Here is a 14,004-nt window from a genome sequence, read left to right as displayed (position 1 = left end):
CTTTTATTTTTTATAATGATTTATGAAAATCCACAGGCTTTCCAGCGCGAAGCCGTTCGGCAATTTCATCGATTTTGCGCAAGCGGTGGTTAATTCCCGATTTGCTGATCTTGCCTCCGGATACTAATTCCCCTAATTCTTTTAGTGTCACATCTTGATGTTGCATGCGCAATTCGGCAATTTCCCGCAGCTTATCCGGGAGGGAGCTTAATCCGATCGTTTCGTCAATGTAGCGAATATTTTCGACTTGACGGAGCGCAGCGCCAATCGTTTTATTGAGATTAGCCGTTTCACAGTTGACAAGCCGGTTGACTGAATTTCTCATATCGCGCACAATGCGAATATCTTCAAAGCGCAACAGCGCTTGATGGGCGCCGATAATATTTAAAAATTCGGCAATTTTTTCTGCCTCTTTTAAATACGTAATAAACCCTTTTTTTCGTTCCAACGTTTTCGCATTCAGTGAAAAATGACTGTTCATTAATTCACATAATGAATTGTTATGTTCTTCATAAAGGGAAAAAATCTCTAAATGGTACGAGGACGTTTCTGGATTGTTGACCGATCCGCCGGCAAGAAACGCGCCCCGCAAATAAGAACGCTTACAGCACTTTTTTTTCACTAATTCCGGCGAAATCGCGTGAATTAGTGAAAAATCCTCCTTCAATATTTGCAAATCCTTTAACAGTTTATGCGCGCCATCAATAATGCGGACAATGTACACATTATTTTTTTTCAAACGCATTTTTTTGCGAACGAATAGTTCAACCGTGACGCTATACCCTTTCTTTAACAAAGTGTAAATTCTCCGCGCAATGGCAGCGTTTTCCGTTTGTACATCGACAATCATTTTCCGGTTGGAAAACGACAAGGAACCGTTCATGCGGAGAAGGGCGGACAATTCTGCCTTTAAGCAGCACGGCTTGACTTCTAGATTAGTCAGCTCTTTTTTTGTCTCTGACGCAAACGACATCTATCATCACCTCCATTAGTTAACATGTGCAAGAAGGAGGTGCTGTAAGAAGCGAAAGAAGCAATGACGCCACTTTTTTCGTATCATGGCGGATGACCTGATCCTCATAGCTGACGATATGATCACGGATCACTTGAATCCCTAATTCCGCAAGCCGGTCGCTGTCATCTTGCACCGGTTCCGCCAGCTCTTGTGCATAGCGCTGTTGAATGTCTTCCGGAATTTGGCCGCTATTGACAATGACCGCATCAAGAAAGAAACACCCCATATGGTCATGCAGGGCTTTTACATGGTCGCTGACCGTATAATGCAGCGTTTCCCCCGCCTGGGTCATAATGTTGCATATATACACTTTTTTCGCCTTTGCCTGACAAACTTCCTGGCCAATTTTCGGTACGAGCAAGTTCGGCAAAATGCTTGTATATAAACTTCCCGGGCCAACAACGATTAAATCGGCCTGACGAATCGCTTCAATTGTTTCCGGAAGCGGTTCAATATCTTCCGGGGTCAAAAACACTCTTTTAATTTTTTTTCCTGAATAAGGGATTTTTGACTCTCCGGAAACGACGGCACCGTCTTCCATCTCCGCATGAAGGACAACGCTTTTATTCGCTGCCGGCAACACTTGCCCGTGCACATTCAACACCTTGCTCATCTCACGGATTGCTTTGACAAAATCTCCCGTAATCGACGTCAGCGCTGCCAAAATTAAATTTCCCAATGAATGACCTGACAATCCATTTCCGTTTTGAAATCGATGTTGGAACAATTCAACGATAAGCGGTTCGACATCTGACAGCGCCGCCAATACGTTGCGCACATCCCCCGGCGGCGGAATTCGCAATTCATCGCGCAATCTCCCTGAACTGCCTCCATCATCGGCGACAGTGACAATCGCCGTAATATCAAGATCATGATGTTTCAAACCGCGCAATAATACAGGGAGTCCTGTGCCGCCTCCAATGACGACCATCTTCGGTTGCGTTTTCTCTTTCATTTATGCTTTTCCTTTCTCCTCTCCATGTCACGGTGGGACACAATCGTTTTATAATCAGCGGAAAAATGACGGGCGATATATTCAGCGATCGCCACCGAGCGGTGCTGTCCTCCCGTGCAGCCGATGGCGATGACAAGCTGGCTTTTTCCTTCCCGCTTGTAATGCGGAAGCATAAAGGTCAATAAATCGATCAGTTTTTCAAGAAATTTTTGCGTTTCTCCCCACTTTAACACATACGAAGACACTTCTTCATCCAATCCCGTTTTCGGCCGCATATGATCAATATAGTGCGGATTCGGCAAAAAGCGCACGTCAAACACTAAATCGGCGTCAATCGGAATACCGTATTTAAAACCAAACGACATGACATTGACAGTAAATGTTTGTTGCGCGTGGGAAGAAAATTGCCGCAAAATTTTTTCGCGCAGCTCCCGCGGCTTTAAATCAGATGTGTCATAGATGATTTGCGCCCGCCCCTTCAGCTCCTCGAGCAATTCACGCTCTAAGCGGATCCCTTCAAGCGGCAAGCCGTTTGGCGCGAGCGGATGCGTCCGTCTCGTTTCTTTATAGCGAGCCACAAGCGTTGAGTCTTTGGCGTCCAAAAATAAAATTTGCGGCGTCACCCATGATTGCTCGGCCAGCTCGTCTAGCGCCGTAAACAGGCTGTCGAAAAAGTCGCGGCTCCGCAAATCCATCACTAATGCTACTTTATTCATTTTATTCCCCGACTCTTTCATTAGCTCCAAAAATTTCGGAAGCAGCGTTGGCGGCAAATTATCGACACAAAAAAAACCTAAATCTTCAAAGCTTTGAATCGCAACCGTTTTCCCAGCGCCGGACATTCCGGTAATAATCACCATTTGAATTTGGTTATTCACCGAGCCGTTGTCCATCCTTTCCCCCTCCTCTCCGTCAACTAGGATCTAACCGATAGGAAAGCAGTTCGAAGTCTTCCGTATATATAAACGTCCCGTACATCACGCCCGATCCCTTTAAAGCATATTCTAAAATATGATAATCCCCCGGCGCCATCGGCAATTCATGGATGGTTTCCACCGGGTGCCACTCTAGCTTGCCTTCTTCGCAATACGGAACGTTTTCCCCATCGAATTGTTCAGCAAAAAACGTAAACATCATCCATTCGGAGACGATTTGTTCCCCGGCTTTCATCACAACCGTAAAAACCCCTTTAAGCTTTGGGTTTTTTAAGTAAATCCCCGTTTCTTCGCGATACTCGCGAATGCATGCTTCACGGATGGATTCTCCTTGTTCCATCTTTCCGCCCGGGGCTACCCACCATCCCCGCTTCGGCTTTTGCAACAACAGCACCTTTCCGTCTTTTAGCAAAATACAGTTCGTTACGCGCTGCAACACGCTCACCTCAACATTGCTTCATCAAAAAGCACTTTGATTTCTATGTATTATTTATTATATTATACTATTTCTCCCAATCCGCTACAATGAAGAAAGCATGGGAAAAAGGACAGGGCAGTCGCAAACAAAGGGGGAATGGCAAAGCGTACGCACGATGCGATAAAAGGCTTCCCTTTGGACAAGGCGAAAAAACAGAGGAAATGGCTGCAAAAAAAGAAGCACGGGAAAGGGTACCCGTGCTAATAAAAAAGATCTATATAAAAGGGGGTCAATTCAACTATCTTTAGCATACAAAAAAAATGTTTCATACGTGTTACAGACGGATTAAACATCTATTACGATTTGATTACTTTATGTTTAATTTTTCCTTTAGCTCTTCCACGTAATGTTGCGCGCTTTGCGCCGCAATGCTTCCGTCGCCGGTTGCTGTCACGATTTGCCGCAACGATTTTTCGCGGACATCGCCAGCGGCAAAAATGCCTGGCACTTTTGTTTCCATCCGTTCATTCGTCACAATATATCCGTTTTCGTTCGTAATGCCAAGGTTTGCGAATGGTTTCGATAACGGAAGCATGCCGATGTAAATAAATACCCCGTCGCACGGAAACTCGCGCTCTTCTCCCGTTTGTGTATGAACGAGCGTCACGCTGCCGACCTTACCGTCTTTCTCATTAATTTGTTTCACGGTATGATTCCAGATGAAATCAATTTTCTCGTTCGCAAACGCGCGGTCTTGCAATATTTTTTGTGCGCGCAGCTGATCGCGGCGGTGAACGATCGTCACTTTATTGGCAAAGCGGGTTAAATATACCCCTTCTTCGACCGCAGAATCGCCGCCGCCGACGACAACGAGGTCTTTTCCTTTAAAGAACGCCCCGTCACAGACGGCGCAATACGAAACACCGCGGCCGCCAAGTTCCGCTTCACCAGGCACGCCAAGCTTCTTATATTCCGCTCCGGTCGCAATGATGACGGCACGCGCTTTATATTGCTTATCGCCAACGACGACCGTTTTATATTCTTCGCCATCGATAATTTCTTTCACATCTCCATACGCATATTCGGCGCCAAACTTTTTGGCATGCTCAAACATTTTTGTCGCCAGTTCCGGACCTAAAATATTTTCAAAGCCTGGATAGTTCTCGACATCTTCTGTATTGACCATTTGTCCGCCCGGAACACCGCGTTCAATCATCAGCGTTGACAAATTGGCGCGAGATGTATAGACAGCGGCAGTCATCCCTGCTGGTCCGGCCCCCGCGATAATGACGTCGTAAATTTTTTCTTCTGACACGTCGTTCCACTCCTTCATTGATTAATCTTCCCAACATTATCGTATAGAAGTTCTTGATTAGCGTCTATTGATTTGCTCAAGACAATAAGCTTCTCACTCTTTTTACATATTTTTGCACGGTTGACGGCGAAACATGATATTTTGCAGCTACCGATTTTTGCGTGACGCTCATTCCTTGCTGCTTACGCCATACATATTCCATGGCGGCCGCCCAAGCCGCATGGTTCGCAAACGGCTCATTGTCTCTAATGGCGTTAATGGCTACCGAAAACCATGAAATATACAACGTTTCCTCCATTTCATCATTGTTCGCTATCAGCGTTTTCATAATCCAATCGATATTGGCGACATAAGAAGGCAACGTTTCTCCCATACGAAATAGAAAATAATCAATAAATGGGCGAAGGAGCGGATGGGCAGGCAAATAGCGGCGAAGCGCTAACGAAACCGCAATATCACTTTTATACCGCGATTGACTAAACAAATACAGCCCATATAACATTTCCGCATTGTTTTTGCGATAAAACCAGCGGATAATGCGTTGAAGCTCTTCATCAAGCGACAGAGCGGAGAGCGCCCACGGTTCCTCCCCTTGCTTATCCGGATTTAAGGTGACGACTTTTTCCCAAATGTGTTTCGCAAACGGCTCATGCCCTGTATAATAAGCGGCATGCGCAAGCCAATAATAAAAGGCTTCATCGCCATCATAACCGATTTTATATAAATGGTATAGCCAGCGAAACGCAAGGTCAAAACGACCGACAAGGGCAAATGTCGCTCCAAGCTTATAGCGGTGTTCGATAAAAAATGGATATACACATGACAACGTTTCACAAAGGTCATTGACTTGTCGTCCATCACGCAAATAATAATAGAAAACAAGTTGATTACAAAGCGCATGCAAGTTGCCCGGATTGCGTTCAAGTACTTGTGTGATAATTTCCTGGGCTTTTTGCACATTTCCGCTGTAAAAATAGGCGAGCGCTAAGTTGTTATAAGCGGACCAAAATTCAGGGTAATTGTCGACAATCGTTTCCAACAAAACGATCGCTTCGTCAAATTCTTCTTTTTCCAATAAATAGCGGGCCCGTTCCTGCAAGGCAATTAAATTTTCATGCTCATCCGCCTCTTCTTCGCGGTCCATTTTTAACAATTCCAATAAATCGGCCAAATCTTCAGCAAAATTACCGTTTGGTTCGTGCTTTAAATACAGCTCTGCATACTTTATCGCTTCGCGGAATAGACCGAGATAGGCAAAGTTATTCGCTAAAAAATAAAAACATTCATACATCGTTTCATCCAATTCATGGATAATTTTAAACAGCCATTGATTGGAGAACTGATACTCCCCAAGCTCCGCCAACACCAAGGCAAGCTGCAAGGCAAAGGAAGAATCGTTTCCATCGTATTGGACGGCGCGTTCGAAATATTTTTTCGCTTTATATAAATCACCGAGCTGATACGCTTTCATTCCTTTTTTAAAAAAGTATTCTCCGCTTTGGATAAATGGTACAATCGTTGCTTTTCGCTGCGTTCGCTTTAGTTGTTTTCCCATTGAACCCTCCATCTTTTGTTGAATTCACCAAAAAAGTATACCATATTCTTCAGGAAAACGAACAAAAAATAAGCGGGCAGCGCAAAAAAAGCCAGCCCGTTATCACTTTTTCGAGTCATGTCGCTCTGCCAGCACCTCTAACACCGCATCAAGCGGCAGCTTTTGCTCGCGAAGCAGCACAAGCAAATGATACAATAAATCGGCCACTTCCCATTTCAGTTCGTCATGGCTGCGGTTTTTCGCGGCGATAATCACTTCCGCCGCTTCTTCTCCGACTTTCTTTAAAATTTTATCGATGCCTTTTTCCAATAAATATGTCGTATACGCGCCTTCTGGGCGTTCCGCATCCCGCTTGGCGATGATTTCCTCCAGCTTGTTAATAATCGCAAAGCGGTGTGGCGATACTTCACGGGCTTCTCCATCAATGGAATGGGAAAAACAGGAGTAGCTTCCCGTATGGCAAGCCGGGCCGGCCGGCTCGACAAGCACCAAAAGCGCATCGCTGTCACAGTCGTAGCGCATATCGACGATGCGCTGCGTATGGCCGGAAGTAGCACCTTTATGCCAAAGCTCCTGGCGCGAGCGGCTGTAAAACCAGGTTTCCCCCGTTTCTAGCGATTTTTGTAACGACTCTTTATTCATATAAGCCAGCATCAATACTTCTTTGCTTTGCGCATCTTGGACAATCGCGGGAACAAGCCCTTTTTCGTCAAAGCGGATATTTGCGAGGTTCATCGTACATTTACCCCTCTTTCTTTTAAATACGCTTTTACTTCTTTCACCGATGTTTCTTTATAGTGGAAAATCGAAGCCGCTAACGCCGCATCTGCTTTTCCTTTTTCAAACACTTCAAGGAAATGCTCCGCCTTCCCGGCCCCGCCGGAAGCAATGACTGGAACAGACACCGCTTCGCTCACTTTCCTCGTCAATTCGATATCAAATCCATTTTTTTCACCATCACAATCCATGCTTGTCAATAAAATCTCCCCGGCGCCGCGGCGGACCGCTTCTTTTGCCCATTCGACGACTTCAAAATCGGTCGCGTTGCGCCCGCCATGCGTATACACGCGCCACGAACCGATCGCTTCATCATATTTCGCATCAATCGCCACGACGATGCATTGCGAGCCAAAAAAGTCTGCCCCTTCTGTAATCAGCTGCGGGTTGCGGACGGCGGCCGTATTGAGTGACACTTTATCAGCACCGGCGCGCAAGATCGTTTTCATATCCTCTAACGAATTAATGCCGCCGCCAACCGTAAACGGAATCGCCAATTGTGCAGCGACTTTCTCGACGACTTCGACCATCGTTTTCCGCCCTTCGTGCGAGGCGGAAATATCTAAAAAGACAAGCTCGTCCGCTCCTTGTTCATCATAAAACTTCGCCAGTTCGACCGGATCACCGGCATCGCGAAGCTGAACGAACTGCACTCCTTTCACGACGCGGCCTTCTTTCACATCTAAACATGGAATAATCCGTTTCGTAATCATTCGTCTTTCACCGCCTCAAGCGCCTCTGCGACAGTAAATTGCTTCGTATAGAGCGCCTTGCCGACAATCGCGCCAATTACGCCGTCATCAGCATATTTTTGGAGCGACACCAAATCCTTCAGCGAGCTGACGCCACCAGAAGCAATGACCTGTTTTCCGGTTGCCCGCGCCATTTCAACAACTGCCGCGACATTTGGGCCTGACAGCGTTCCATCAGTGGCGATGTCGGTAAAAATAAACGTTTGCGCCCCGGCTGCGGCGAGCTCTTTCCCAAGGTCTGTTGCTTTGACATTGGAAGTGTGAAGCCATCCTTCCGTCGCAACAAACCCGTCTCTCGCATCAATGCCGATGGCAATGTGCTCGCCGTATTTTTTCAACATTTCTTTGACAAACGGCGGATCAGCAATGGCTGCGCTCCCTAAAATAACGCGAGCCACACCGTTTTCTAAATAATATACAATATCGTCTTCCGTGCGGATGCCGCCGCCAATTTGCAGTTTCACCGGCAGCTGTTTCGCCACTTCGACGACGAACCGGTCGTTGACGCGTTTCCCTTCTTTGGCGCCGTCAAGATCGACCATATGAATCCATTCGGCGCCTTGCTCGGCGAATAACGCCGCCATCTCGACTGGCGAATCGCCGTATACCGTCTCTTTCCCATAATCGCCTTGCAAAAGGCGGACGCATTTGCCGCCGCGCATATCAATCGCTGGATAAATCGTAAACACCGCCATCATCCGTTCCCCTTTCCTTCTACGATCGCCACATAGTTTTGCAATATCTTCATTCCTACCTCGCCGCTTTTTTCCGGATGAAACTGGGTGCCGAATACGTTTTCTTTGCCGACTACAGCCGGCACTTCGACATTATATGTGCTGCTTGCCAGCACTACCTTTGTATCGTCTGTCACGACATAGTAGGAATGAACAAAATAGACATGCCCTTCTTCTATATTGTCAAGCAACGGTGAAGGATGATGAAACTTTAGCCGGTTCCAGCCCATATGCGGCACTTTATAGCGTTCGCCGCTTGCTGCCGCCTCAGGGATGCGGACAACGCGGCCGCTAAGCAGTCCCAATCCTTTCGTTAATCCGTTTTCTTCGCTCTCTTCAAATAACAGCTGCATGCCAAGGCAAATGCCAAGCAGCGGGGTGCCGCTCTCCGCAGCGGTGCGGATGAATTCAGCCAAACCGGTTTCCCGCAAAATATGCATCGCGTCTTTAAACGAACCGACACCTGGCAAAATGAGCCCCCGCACCTGTTGTAATTCATCTGAATGACCAGAAATCATATACGGATAACCAAGACGCTCCAGCGCTTTGCTGACGCTGTATAAGTTTCCCATTCCGTAGTCAATAATGCCAATCATCATTACAACATTCCTTTCGTTGATGGAACGCCTTTGACGCGCGGATCGATCATCGTCGCTTCATCAAGCGCGCGCCCTAGCGCTTTAAACACCGCTTCAATCATATGATGCGTGTTGCGGCCGTAGTGGACGATGACATGCAAATTCATGCGCGCTTCAAGCGCCAATTTCCATAAAAATTCATGCACAAGCTCGACATCAAACGTTCCGACTTTTTCGCTTGGAAACTGTCCGCGAAACTCAAAATGCGGACGGTTGCTTAAATCGACGACGACTTGGGCAAGCGCCTCATCCATCGGTACAAACGCGTTTCCGTAACGTTTGATCCCTTTTTTATCGCCAAGCGCCTCGCGCAGCGCCTGCCCGAGGCAAATCCCAATATCTTCAGTCGTATGATGGTCATCCACTTCGGTATCACCTTTGGCGGTGACCGTTAAATTAAATTGGCCATGCTTTGTAAACAAATCGAGCATATGCGTTAAAAACGGCACGCCCGTATGAAGCTCCGCTTTTCCTTCCCCGTCAATGACAAACTCCAGCTGAATATCCGTTTCCTTTGTCGTTCTCGAAATCGATGCATGCCTTACCATAACCTATGTCCCCCTTATTTTTTAAAACGTTCTTCAACGGCGCGCGCATGTGCTTCAAGCCCTTCAAGTCTAGCAAACGCCGCGATTTTTTCCGCGTTTTGCTTTAGCGTCGGTTCGCTATAAAAAATGATGCTCGATTTTTTCACAAATTCATCCACGCTTAATCCGCTCGAAAACCGGGCTGTACCATTCGTCGGCAGCACGTGGTTCGGACCGGCGAAGTAATCGCCAACCGGCTCCGAGCTGAAGCGCCCTAAAAAAATCGCTCCCGCATGGCGAATTTGGCCAAGGAGTTGCATCGGTTCGGCTGTCATCACTTCCAAATGCTCCGGTGCTAATTCATTCACAACTTCCACCGCTTCCGCAATCGTTTCTGTGACGTAAATGGCTCCGTAGTTCTCAAGCGATGCAGAGGCAATCGCTTTGCGCGGCAGCGTCTCAAGCTGTTTTTCGACCTCGCGTGCGACTGCAAGCGCCAATTTCATCGATGGAGTGACGAGAATCGCGGAAGCGCGCTCATCATGCTCGGCTTGCGACAACAAATCAGCGGCAATTTCGTTCGCCTTTGCCGTTTCATCCGCCAACACGACGATTTCGCTCGGTCCGGCAATCATATCAATCGCGACTTGCCCGAACACTTCGCGTTTCGCGAGCGCCACATAAATGTTTCCTGGCCCGAAAATTTTATCGACCGGACGAATCGTCTCCGTTCCGTACGCAAGCGCGGCAATCGCCTGCGCACCGCCGACTTTATATATTTCTTTCACTCCTAATTCGTTCGCCGCCACTAACACGCCGGCCGGAAGCGTTCCGTCTTTATTTGGCGGAGATGTGATCACAATTCGTTTGACCCCTGCCACTTGGGCAGGAATGACGTTCATGAGCACCGATGACGGGTAGGCGGCTGTTCCTCCTGGAACATACAGTCCAACCGCATCAAGCGGCGTTATTTTCTGACCGAGCATCGTGCCGTCTTCTTTTGTGGTGATCCATGACTCCCGCCTTTGCCGCTCATGATAATCGCGAATGTTTTCCGCCGCTTCTTGGATGATGTGAAGCACTTCTGCGCTTACGTTCTGATACGCTCTTTCTATTTCTTCGTTTGTCACGCACAGCGAATCAAGGCGGACGCCATCGAATTTTTCCGTATAACTTTTTAGCGCTTCATCACCGCGAGCGCGCACATCGGCAATAATCTCCAGAACCGCACGGCGCTGTTCTTCCGTTCCCGATTCAATCGTACGACGCAATGATACACGGTTTGTCACTCGTTCGATTTTCACGTTTGCTCTCTCCTTCATTGCGGAATGACTTCGGATAAACGATGAACTAGTTCATCAACCGCTTCGTCTTTCATGCGGTAGCTGACCGGATTGACGATTAATCGCGATGTGACATCAGCGATTTTCTCCAATTCCACCAGCCCGTTTTCTTTCAGCGTCCGTCCGGTTGAGACTATATCGACGATGCGGTCGGCAAGCCCAATGAGCGGAGCAAGCTCAATGGAGCCATTCAACCGAATAATTTCGACTTGCTCGCCTTGTTCGCGAAAATAGCTGGAGGCGATATTTGGGTATTTCGTCGCTACGCGCGGCGCGATTTGATTCATGCGCACACCCGGCAGCCCAGCCACCGCTAAATGGCATTTGCTAATCTTTAAATCTAGCAGCTCATATACGTCACGTTCTTCTTCCATCATGACATCTTTGCCGGCAATGCCTAAATCGGCCACCCCATGTTCCACATAGGTGACGACGTCCATCGGCTTGGCGAGAATAAAGCGCATGTTTTCTTCCGGCACTTCAATCATTAGTTTTCTTGATTCGGCAAATTCCGGAGGAAGCGTATAACCTGCTTTCCGGAGCAGTTCGAGCGCTTCGTCGAAAATCCTCCCTTTCGGCATCGCAATCGTCAGCATTGTTTATCACTCCTCATGAGTGTTGATTATCCATTATGAATGAAAACAAAGAATGAACCCGGCTTTTCTGCCGGAGTCGGCAAGCTAATGCTTGCCGACTGGGCATGCGTCGCATGCCCATCCCCAACGGCGAACGCCTTGCGGACAAACTTGATTTGTCCGCTAGCGTTCCCGTTCGGGATTACGGCAGAAAAGCGATGTATAAACAAACGGTAATTTTTTGTGAATCAACGCACCTGATCATTCCTTTTCCTTGCTGCCGAGCAAATAAGTAATCGGCTTATATCGTTTGCTGTAGGCATCAATATCACGGATCCCAGAAATATGCTGAAGCACCACGCGCTTTCCTTCCCGCCGCTTTGTTCTTGCAAGCTCAATCGCTTCGGCGAACCGCTCTTGGCTAAACACGATGCACTCGATCGCTGCCTCCTCTTCCGATTCCCCGAGCGCCTCGATTAATCGGTCGACGCGAATGCCAAACCCGGTCGCTGGGGCTTTCCGAGAAAATTTCTCCAACAGCTCGTCATAACGGCCTCCATTTCCAATTGGGAAGCCAACGTGTTCAGCATATACTTCAAATAAAATGCCCGTATAATAACTCATATGGCTAACAAGCGTCATATCGATTTTCACTACATCATCAACGCCATATAGTTGAAGCGCGTTCGAAAGTTCGCAAAGCTCGTCGACCGCTCGCTTTCCTTCCTCGCTATGAACAAGCTCCTTGGCTTCTTCCATCGTCATGTCGTTGCCGTGTAAATGCAATAATTGAAGCAGGCGCTTTTGGTCGATGGAAGAAAGCGGCAGAGACTTCACATGCTCCCGATAGCCAACGTAATTTTTCTCGTATAAAAAGCGGCGCAATACGCTGGCACGTTCTTCATTCCCTACAATTTCTAAAAACAAAGCGTTGACGTAGCCGATATGACCGATCGTCACTGTGAAATGCTGCAGCCCGGCTTGCTTAAGCGCCGCAATCATGACACTAATCACTTCCGCATCCGCTGCGACCGTGCCGTCCCCGATACATTCAACACCGATTTGTTCAAACTCTGCCGGGCGCCCGCCTTCGCGCTGCTGGGCACGGAACACGTTGGCGTTATACGCAAGGCGGAGCGGATTGCCTTCCTTGTAAAGACGGGAAGCAGCGAGCCTTGCGATCGGAGCAGTCATATCGGGACGAAGGACAAGGGTATGGCCTTGCTGGTCAAGCAGTTTAAACAGCTGATGGTCGTCAATCGCCGATACGGCGCCGACCGTCTCGTAATATTCCAATGTCGGCGTTTCGATCAATTCATATCCCCATGTTTCAATTTCACGAATCATCGCCTGGCGAACACGTTTTTTTATTTCATATAAAAACGGCAATGTATCACGCATGCCTAACGGTTTTTCGAACATAAACAACTTTTTGGTCATGTTCACACGTCCTTTATGATAAATACTTTAGTTTGCTAATATGGTAGAGAAGTGAAGTTATTAGTAGTTTACTCCTCATTGGCCGTGACGTCAACCATAAACTTTATATCGACTGATTCAAAATGTTGGAGGAGAATTTTTGAAGGAAATGTTATTTACAGATTTAGTCAAGCGTTTTCCCTCACTAGTACACGCTAAATCACGCTCTGCGAAGCATTTCCGCAATAACCGAAACAATTCCCCTTCCCATTCTTTTAGGCTTAGCGACAGGCGGAGAATGGGGTTATCTTTTTGCATAGGCATTCGTTTTTTGGTCCAAATTGCTATCTTACAAGAAGAGAACTCTTTTTATGTAATTCTCTTTTTCTTTACCCATCTCCTTCGATAAAGAATAAAGCCGATTTTCTCTAACAAACATTTTACTTATACGAACAAAATTAAAACCCTACAGTATACGCGAATCCCCTATCCGGACTATCATCAGGCTGTTTGTTCGCATACGTATAGCCATTCTGCGTAAGAATGTCATTCCGCATCTCCTGGGTCTGGATCAAAGGAAAGGAACACGCCATGCGTTGGGTGGTAGTACCGGGCGATCAGATAATACAGACCTGTTTCGTTGTTATATTGGTACCCCGCATATCGGTATGAGTTTTCATCTGCTAAGGCGCCGGATTGGGAAAGAATGTCCCCCCACGCATCGTATTGGTAACGGGCCACGATGTTTCCTTGCGCATCCGTTAAGGCGATGACATCGCCATGGGCGTTATAGTGATAAAAATACATGGAAGTACTTTTTTGTGATGAGAAACTATATAAGTTGCAATTTTGTTTTACATGGCATTGTTCGCTCTTCTTGTCACCGTGCCAGCTTGTCAGGTGATAAAGACGGGACATGGAGATCGGAAATTCTTTATTACAACCTATATACCTAAATTTTTTCTTTGTTTTCTATTCATTTTTTTCACATAAAAATAAAAAGACTATCTCATAAATCATGAGATAGCCCATATTACAGCTGTTTT

15 protein-coding genes and 1 pseudogene are annotated in these 14,004 nt (G+C 47.1%); 1 reads left to right on the top strand and 15 read right to left on the bottom strand.

Annotated elements, in window-relative coordinates:
* Window positions 1–10: 10 nt before the first annotated feature.
* The 13 genes from whiA to hisG all read right to left on the bottom strand — a co-directional run bounded on the left by whiA (window position 11) and on the right by hisG (window position 11,560).
* Entirely contained in the window at window positions 11–973 is a 963-nt protein-coding gene (whiA, locus tag AC1WMD_RS10190; protein ID WP_043906044.1) for a DNA-binding protein WhiA, read from the bottom strand.
* Window positions 974–992: 19 nt separating this feature from the next.
* Window positions 993–1,970 carry a gluconeogenesis morphogenetic factor MgfK gene (mgfK, locus tag AC1WMD_RS10185; RefSeq protein ID WP_043906045.1) on the bottom strand — a complete coding sequence of 326 codons (978 nt, stop codon included), beginning with the start codon at window positions 1,968–1,970 and terminating at the stop codon, window positions 993–995.
* A complete protein-coding gene (gene rapZ, locus AC1WMD_RS10180) occupies window positions 1,967–2,863 on the bottom strand; it encodes an RNase adapter RapZ (RefSeq protein WP_043906046.1) in 897 nt (298 codons plus the stop codon). The genes mgfK and rapZ overlap by 4 nt, the downstream gene beginning before the upstream one ends.
* 19 nt (window positions 2,864–2,882) lie before the next feature.
* Window positions 2,883–3,341 carry an 8-oxo-dGTP diphosphatase gene (locus AC1WMD_RS10175; RefSeq protein WP_494257091.1) on the bottom strand — a complete coding sequence of 153 codons (459 nt, stop codon included), beginning with the start codon at window positions 3,339–3,341 and terminating at the stop codon, window positions 2,883–2,885.
* Window positions 3,342–3,690: 349 nt separating this feature from the next.
* Window positions 3,691–4,638 carry a thioredoxin-disulfide reductase gene (gene trxB, locus AC1WMD_RS10170; protein WP_043906048.1) on the bottom strand — a complete coding sequence of 316 codons (948 nt, stop codon included), beginning with the start codon at window positions 4,636–4,638 and terminating at the stop codon, window positions 3,691–3,693.
* 76 nt (window positions 4,639–4,714) lie between these two features.
* Window positions 4,715–6,193, bottom strand: a complete 1,479-nt coding sequence (locus AC1WMD_RS10165) for a tetratricopeptide repeat protein (RefSeq protein WP_494257090.1) — start codon at window positions 6,191–6,193, stop codon at window positions 4,715–4,717.
* 102 nt (window positions 6,194–6,295) lie between these two features.
* A complete protein-coding gene (hisIE, locus tag AC1WMD_RS10160) occupies window positions 6,296–6,928 on the bottom strand; it encodes a bifunctional phosphoribosyl-AMP cyclohydrolase/phosphoribosyl-ATP diphosphatase HisIE (protein WP_494257088.1) in 633 nt (210 codons plus the stop codon).
* The gene (gene hisF, locus AC1WMD_RS10155; RefSeq protein ID WP_494257087.1) at window positions 6,925–7,683 is read right to left on the bottom strand and encodes an imidazole glycerol phosphate synthase subunit HisF; all 759 of its coding nucleotides are present in this window, start codon (window positions 7,681–7,683) and stop codon (window positions 6,925–6,927) included. The genes hisIE and hisF overlap by 4 nt, the downstream gene beginning before the upstream one ends.
* Window positions 7,680–8,417 carry a 1-(5-phosphoribosyl)-5-[(5-phosphoribosylamino)methylideneamino]imidazole-4-carboxamide isomerase gene (gene hisA, locus AC1WMD_RS10150; RefSeq protein WP_494257211.1) on the bottom strand — a complete coding sequence of 246 codons (738 nt, stop codon included), beginning with the start codon at window positions 8,415–8,417 and terminating at the stop codon, window positions 7,680–7,682. Before hisA ends, hisF begins: the two co-directional genes overlap by 4 nt.
* The gene (gene hisH / locus AC1WMD_RS10145; protein ID WP_494257210.1) at window positions 8,417–9,052 is read right to left on the bottom strand and encodes an imidazole glycerol phosphate synthase subunit HisH; all 636 of its coding nucleotides are present in this window, start codon (window positions 9,050–9,052) and stop codon (window positions 8,417–8,419) included. The genes hisA and hisH overlap by 1 nt, the downstream gene beginning before the upstream one ends.
* Before the next feature lie 2 nt (window positions 9,053–9,054).
* Complete coding sequence (hisB, locus tag AC1WMD_RS10140) at window positions 9,055–9,642, bottom strand: imidazoleglycerol-phosphate dehydratase HisB (RefSeq protein WP_494257086.1); 588 nt, start codon at window positions 9,640–9,642, stop codon at window positions 9,055–9,057.
* 14 nt (window positions 9,643–9,656) lie between these two features.
* Entirely contained in the window at window positions 9,657–10,925 is a 1,269-nt protein-coding gene (gene hisD / locus AC1WMD_RS10135) for a histidinol dehydrogenase (protein ID WP_494257085.1), read from the bottom strand.
* Window positions 10,926–10,939: 14 nt separating this feature from the next.
* Entirely contained in the window at window positions 10,940–11,560 is a 621-nt protein-coding gene (gene hisG / locus AC1WMD_RS10130; protein ID WP_043906055.1) for an ATP phosphoribosyltransferase, read from the bottom strand.
* A gap of 39 nt (window positions 11,561–11,599) precedes the next feature.
* Between hisG and AC1WMD_RS10125 the strand changes: the two genes are divergently transcribed.
* Window positions 11,600–11,776 (top strand): hypothetical protein, encoded by a 177-nt coding sequence (locus AC1WMD_RS10125; protein ID WP_186003891.1) that lies wholly within the window; start codon window positions 11,600–11,602, stop codon window positions 11,774–11,776.
* A 24-nt stretch (window positions 11,777–11,800) separates the two neighbouring features.
* On the opposite strand, the gene AC1WMD_RS10120 is transcribed toward AC1WMD_RS10125, so the two are convergent.
* Window positions 11,801–12,979 carry an ATP phosphoribosyltransferase regulatory subunit gene (locus AC1WMD_RS10120; RefSeq protein WP_043906057.1) on the bottom strand — a complete coding sequence of 393 codons (1,179 nt, stop codon included), beginning with the start codon at window positions 12,977–12,979 and terminating at the stop codon, window positions 11,801–11,803.
* A 482-nt stretch (window positions 12,980–13,461) separates the two neighbouring features.
* Window positions 13,462–13,780: pseudogene (locus tag AC1WMD_RS10115) on the bottom strand (RHS repeat-associated core domain-containing protein); the annotation flags it as partial.
* Window positions 13,781–14,004: the final 224 nt, after the last annotated feature.

The sequence above is a fragment of the Parageobacillus sp. NEAU-HV-2 genome, from assembly GCF_059115485.1.
This window is presented reverse-complemented; position numbering and strand designations above follow the sequence as displayed.

What these genes read in the sequence shown, in the direction of transcription:
- mgfK (WP_043906045.1), bottom strand. Translation starts at nt 1,970, where the DNA reads ATGAAAGAGAAAACGCAACCGAAGATGGTCGTCATTGGAGGCGGCACA.
- hisB (WP_494257086.1), bottom strand. Translation starts at nt 9,642, where the DNA reads ATGGTAAGGCATGCATCGATTTCGAGAACGACAAAGGAAACGGATATT.
- whiA (WP_043906044.1), bottom strand. Translation starts at nt 973, where the DNA reads ATGTCGTTTGCGTCAGAGACAAAAAAAGAGCTGACTAATCTAGAAGTC.
- AC1WMD_RS10120 (WP_043906057.1), bottom strand. Translation starts at nt 12,979, where the DNA reads ATGACCAAAAAGTTGTTTATGTTCGAAAAACCGTTAGGCATGCGTGAT.
- hisH (WP_494257210.1), bottom strand. Translation starts at nt 9,052, where the DNA reads ATGATTGGCATTATTGACTACGGAATGGGAAACTTATACAGCGTCAGC.
- AC1WMD_RS10165 (WP_494257090.1), bottom strand. Translation starts at nt 6,193, where the DNA reads ATGGGAAAACAACTAAAGCGAACGCAGCGAAAAGCAACGATTGTACCA.
- hisF (WP_494257087.1), bottom strand. Translation starts at nt 7,683, where the DNA reads ATGATTACGAAACGGATTATTCCATGTTTAGATGTGAAAGAAGGCCGC.
- hisA (WP_494257211.1), bottom strand. Translation starts at nt 8,417, where the DNA reads ATGGCGGTGTTTACGATTTATCCAGCGATTGATATGCGCGGCGGCAAA.
- hisG (WP_043906055.1), bottom strand. Translation starts at nt 11,560, where the DNA reads ATGCTGACGATTGCGATGCCGAAAGGGAGGATTTTCGACGAAGCGCTC.
- rapZ (WP_043906046.1), bottom strand. Translation starts at nt 2,863, where the DNA reads ATGGACAACGGCTCGGTGAATAACCAAATTCAAATGGTGATTATTACC.
- hisIE (WP_494257088.1), bottom strand. Translation starts at nt 6,928, where the DNA reads ATGAACCTCGCAAATATCCGCTTTGACGAAAAAGGGCTTGTTCCCGCG.
- AC1WMD_RS10125 (WP_186003891.1), top strand. Translation starts at nt 11,600, where the DNA reads ATGAAAACAAAGAATGAACCCGGCTTTTCTGCCGGAGTCGGCAAGCTA.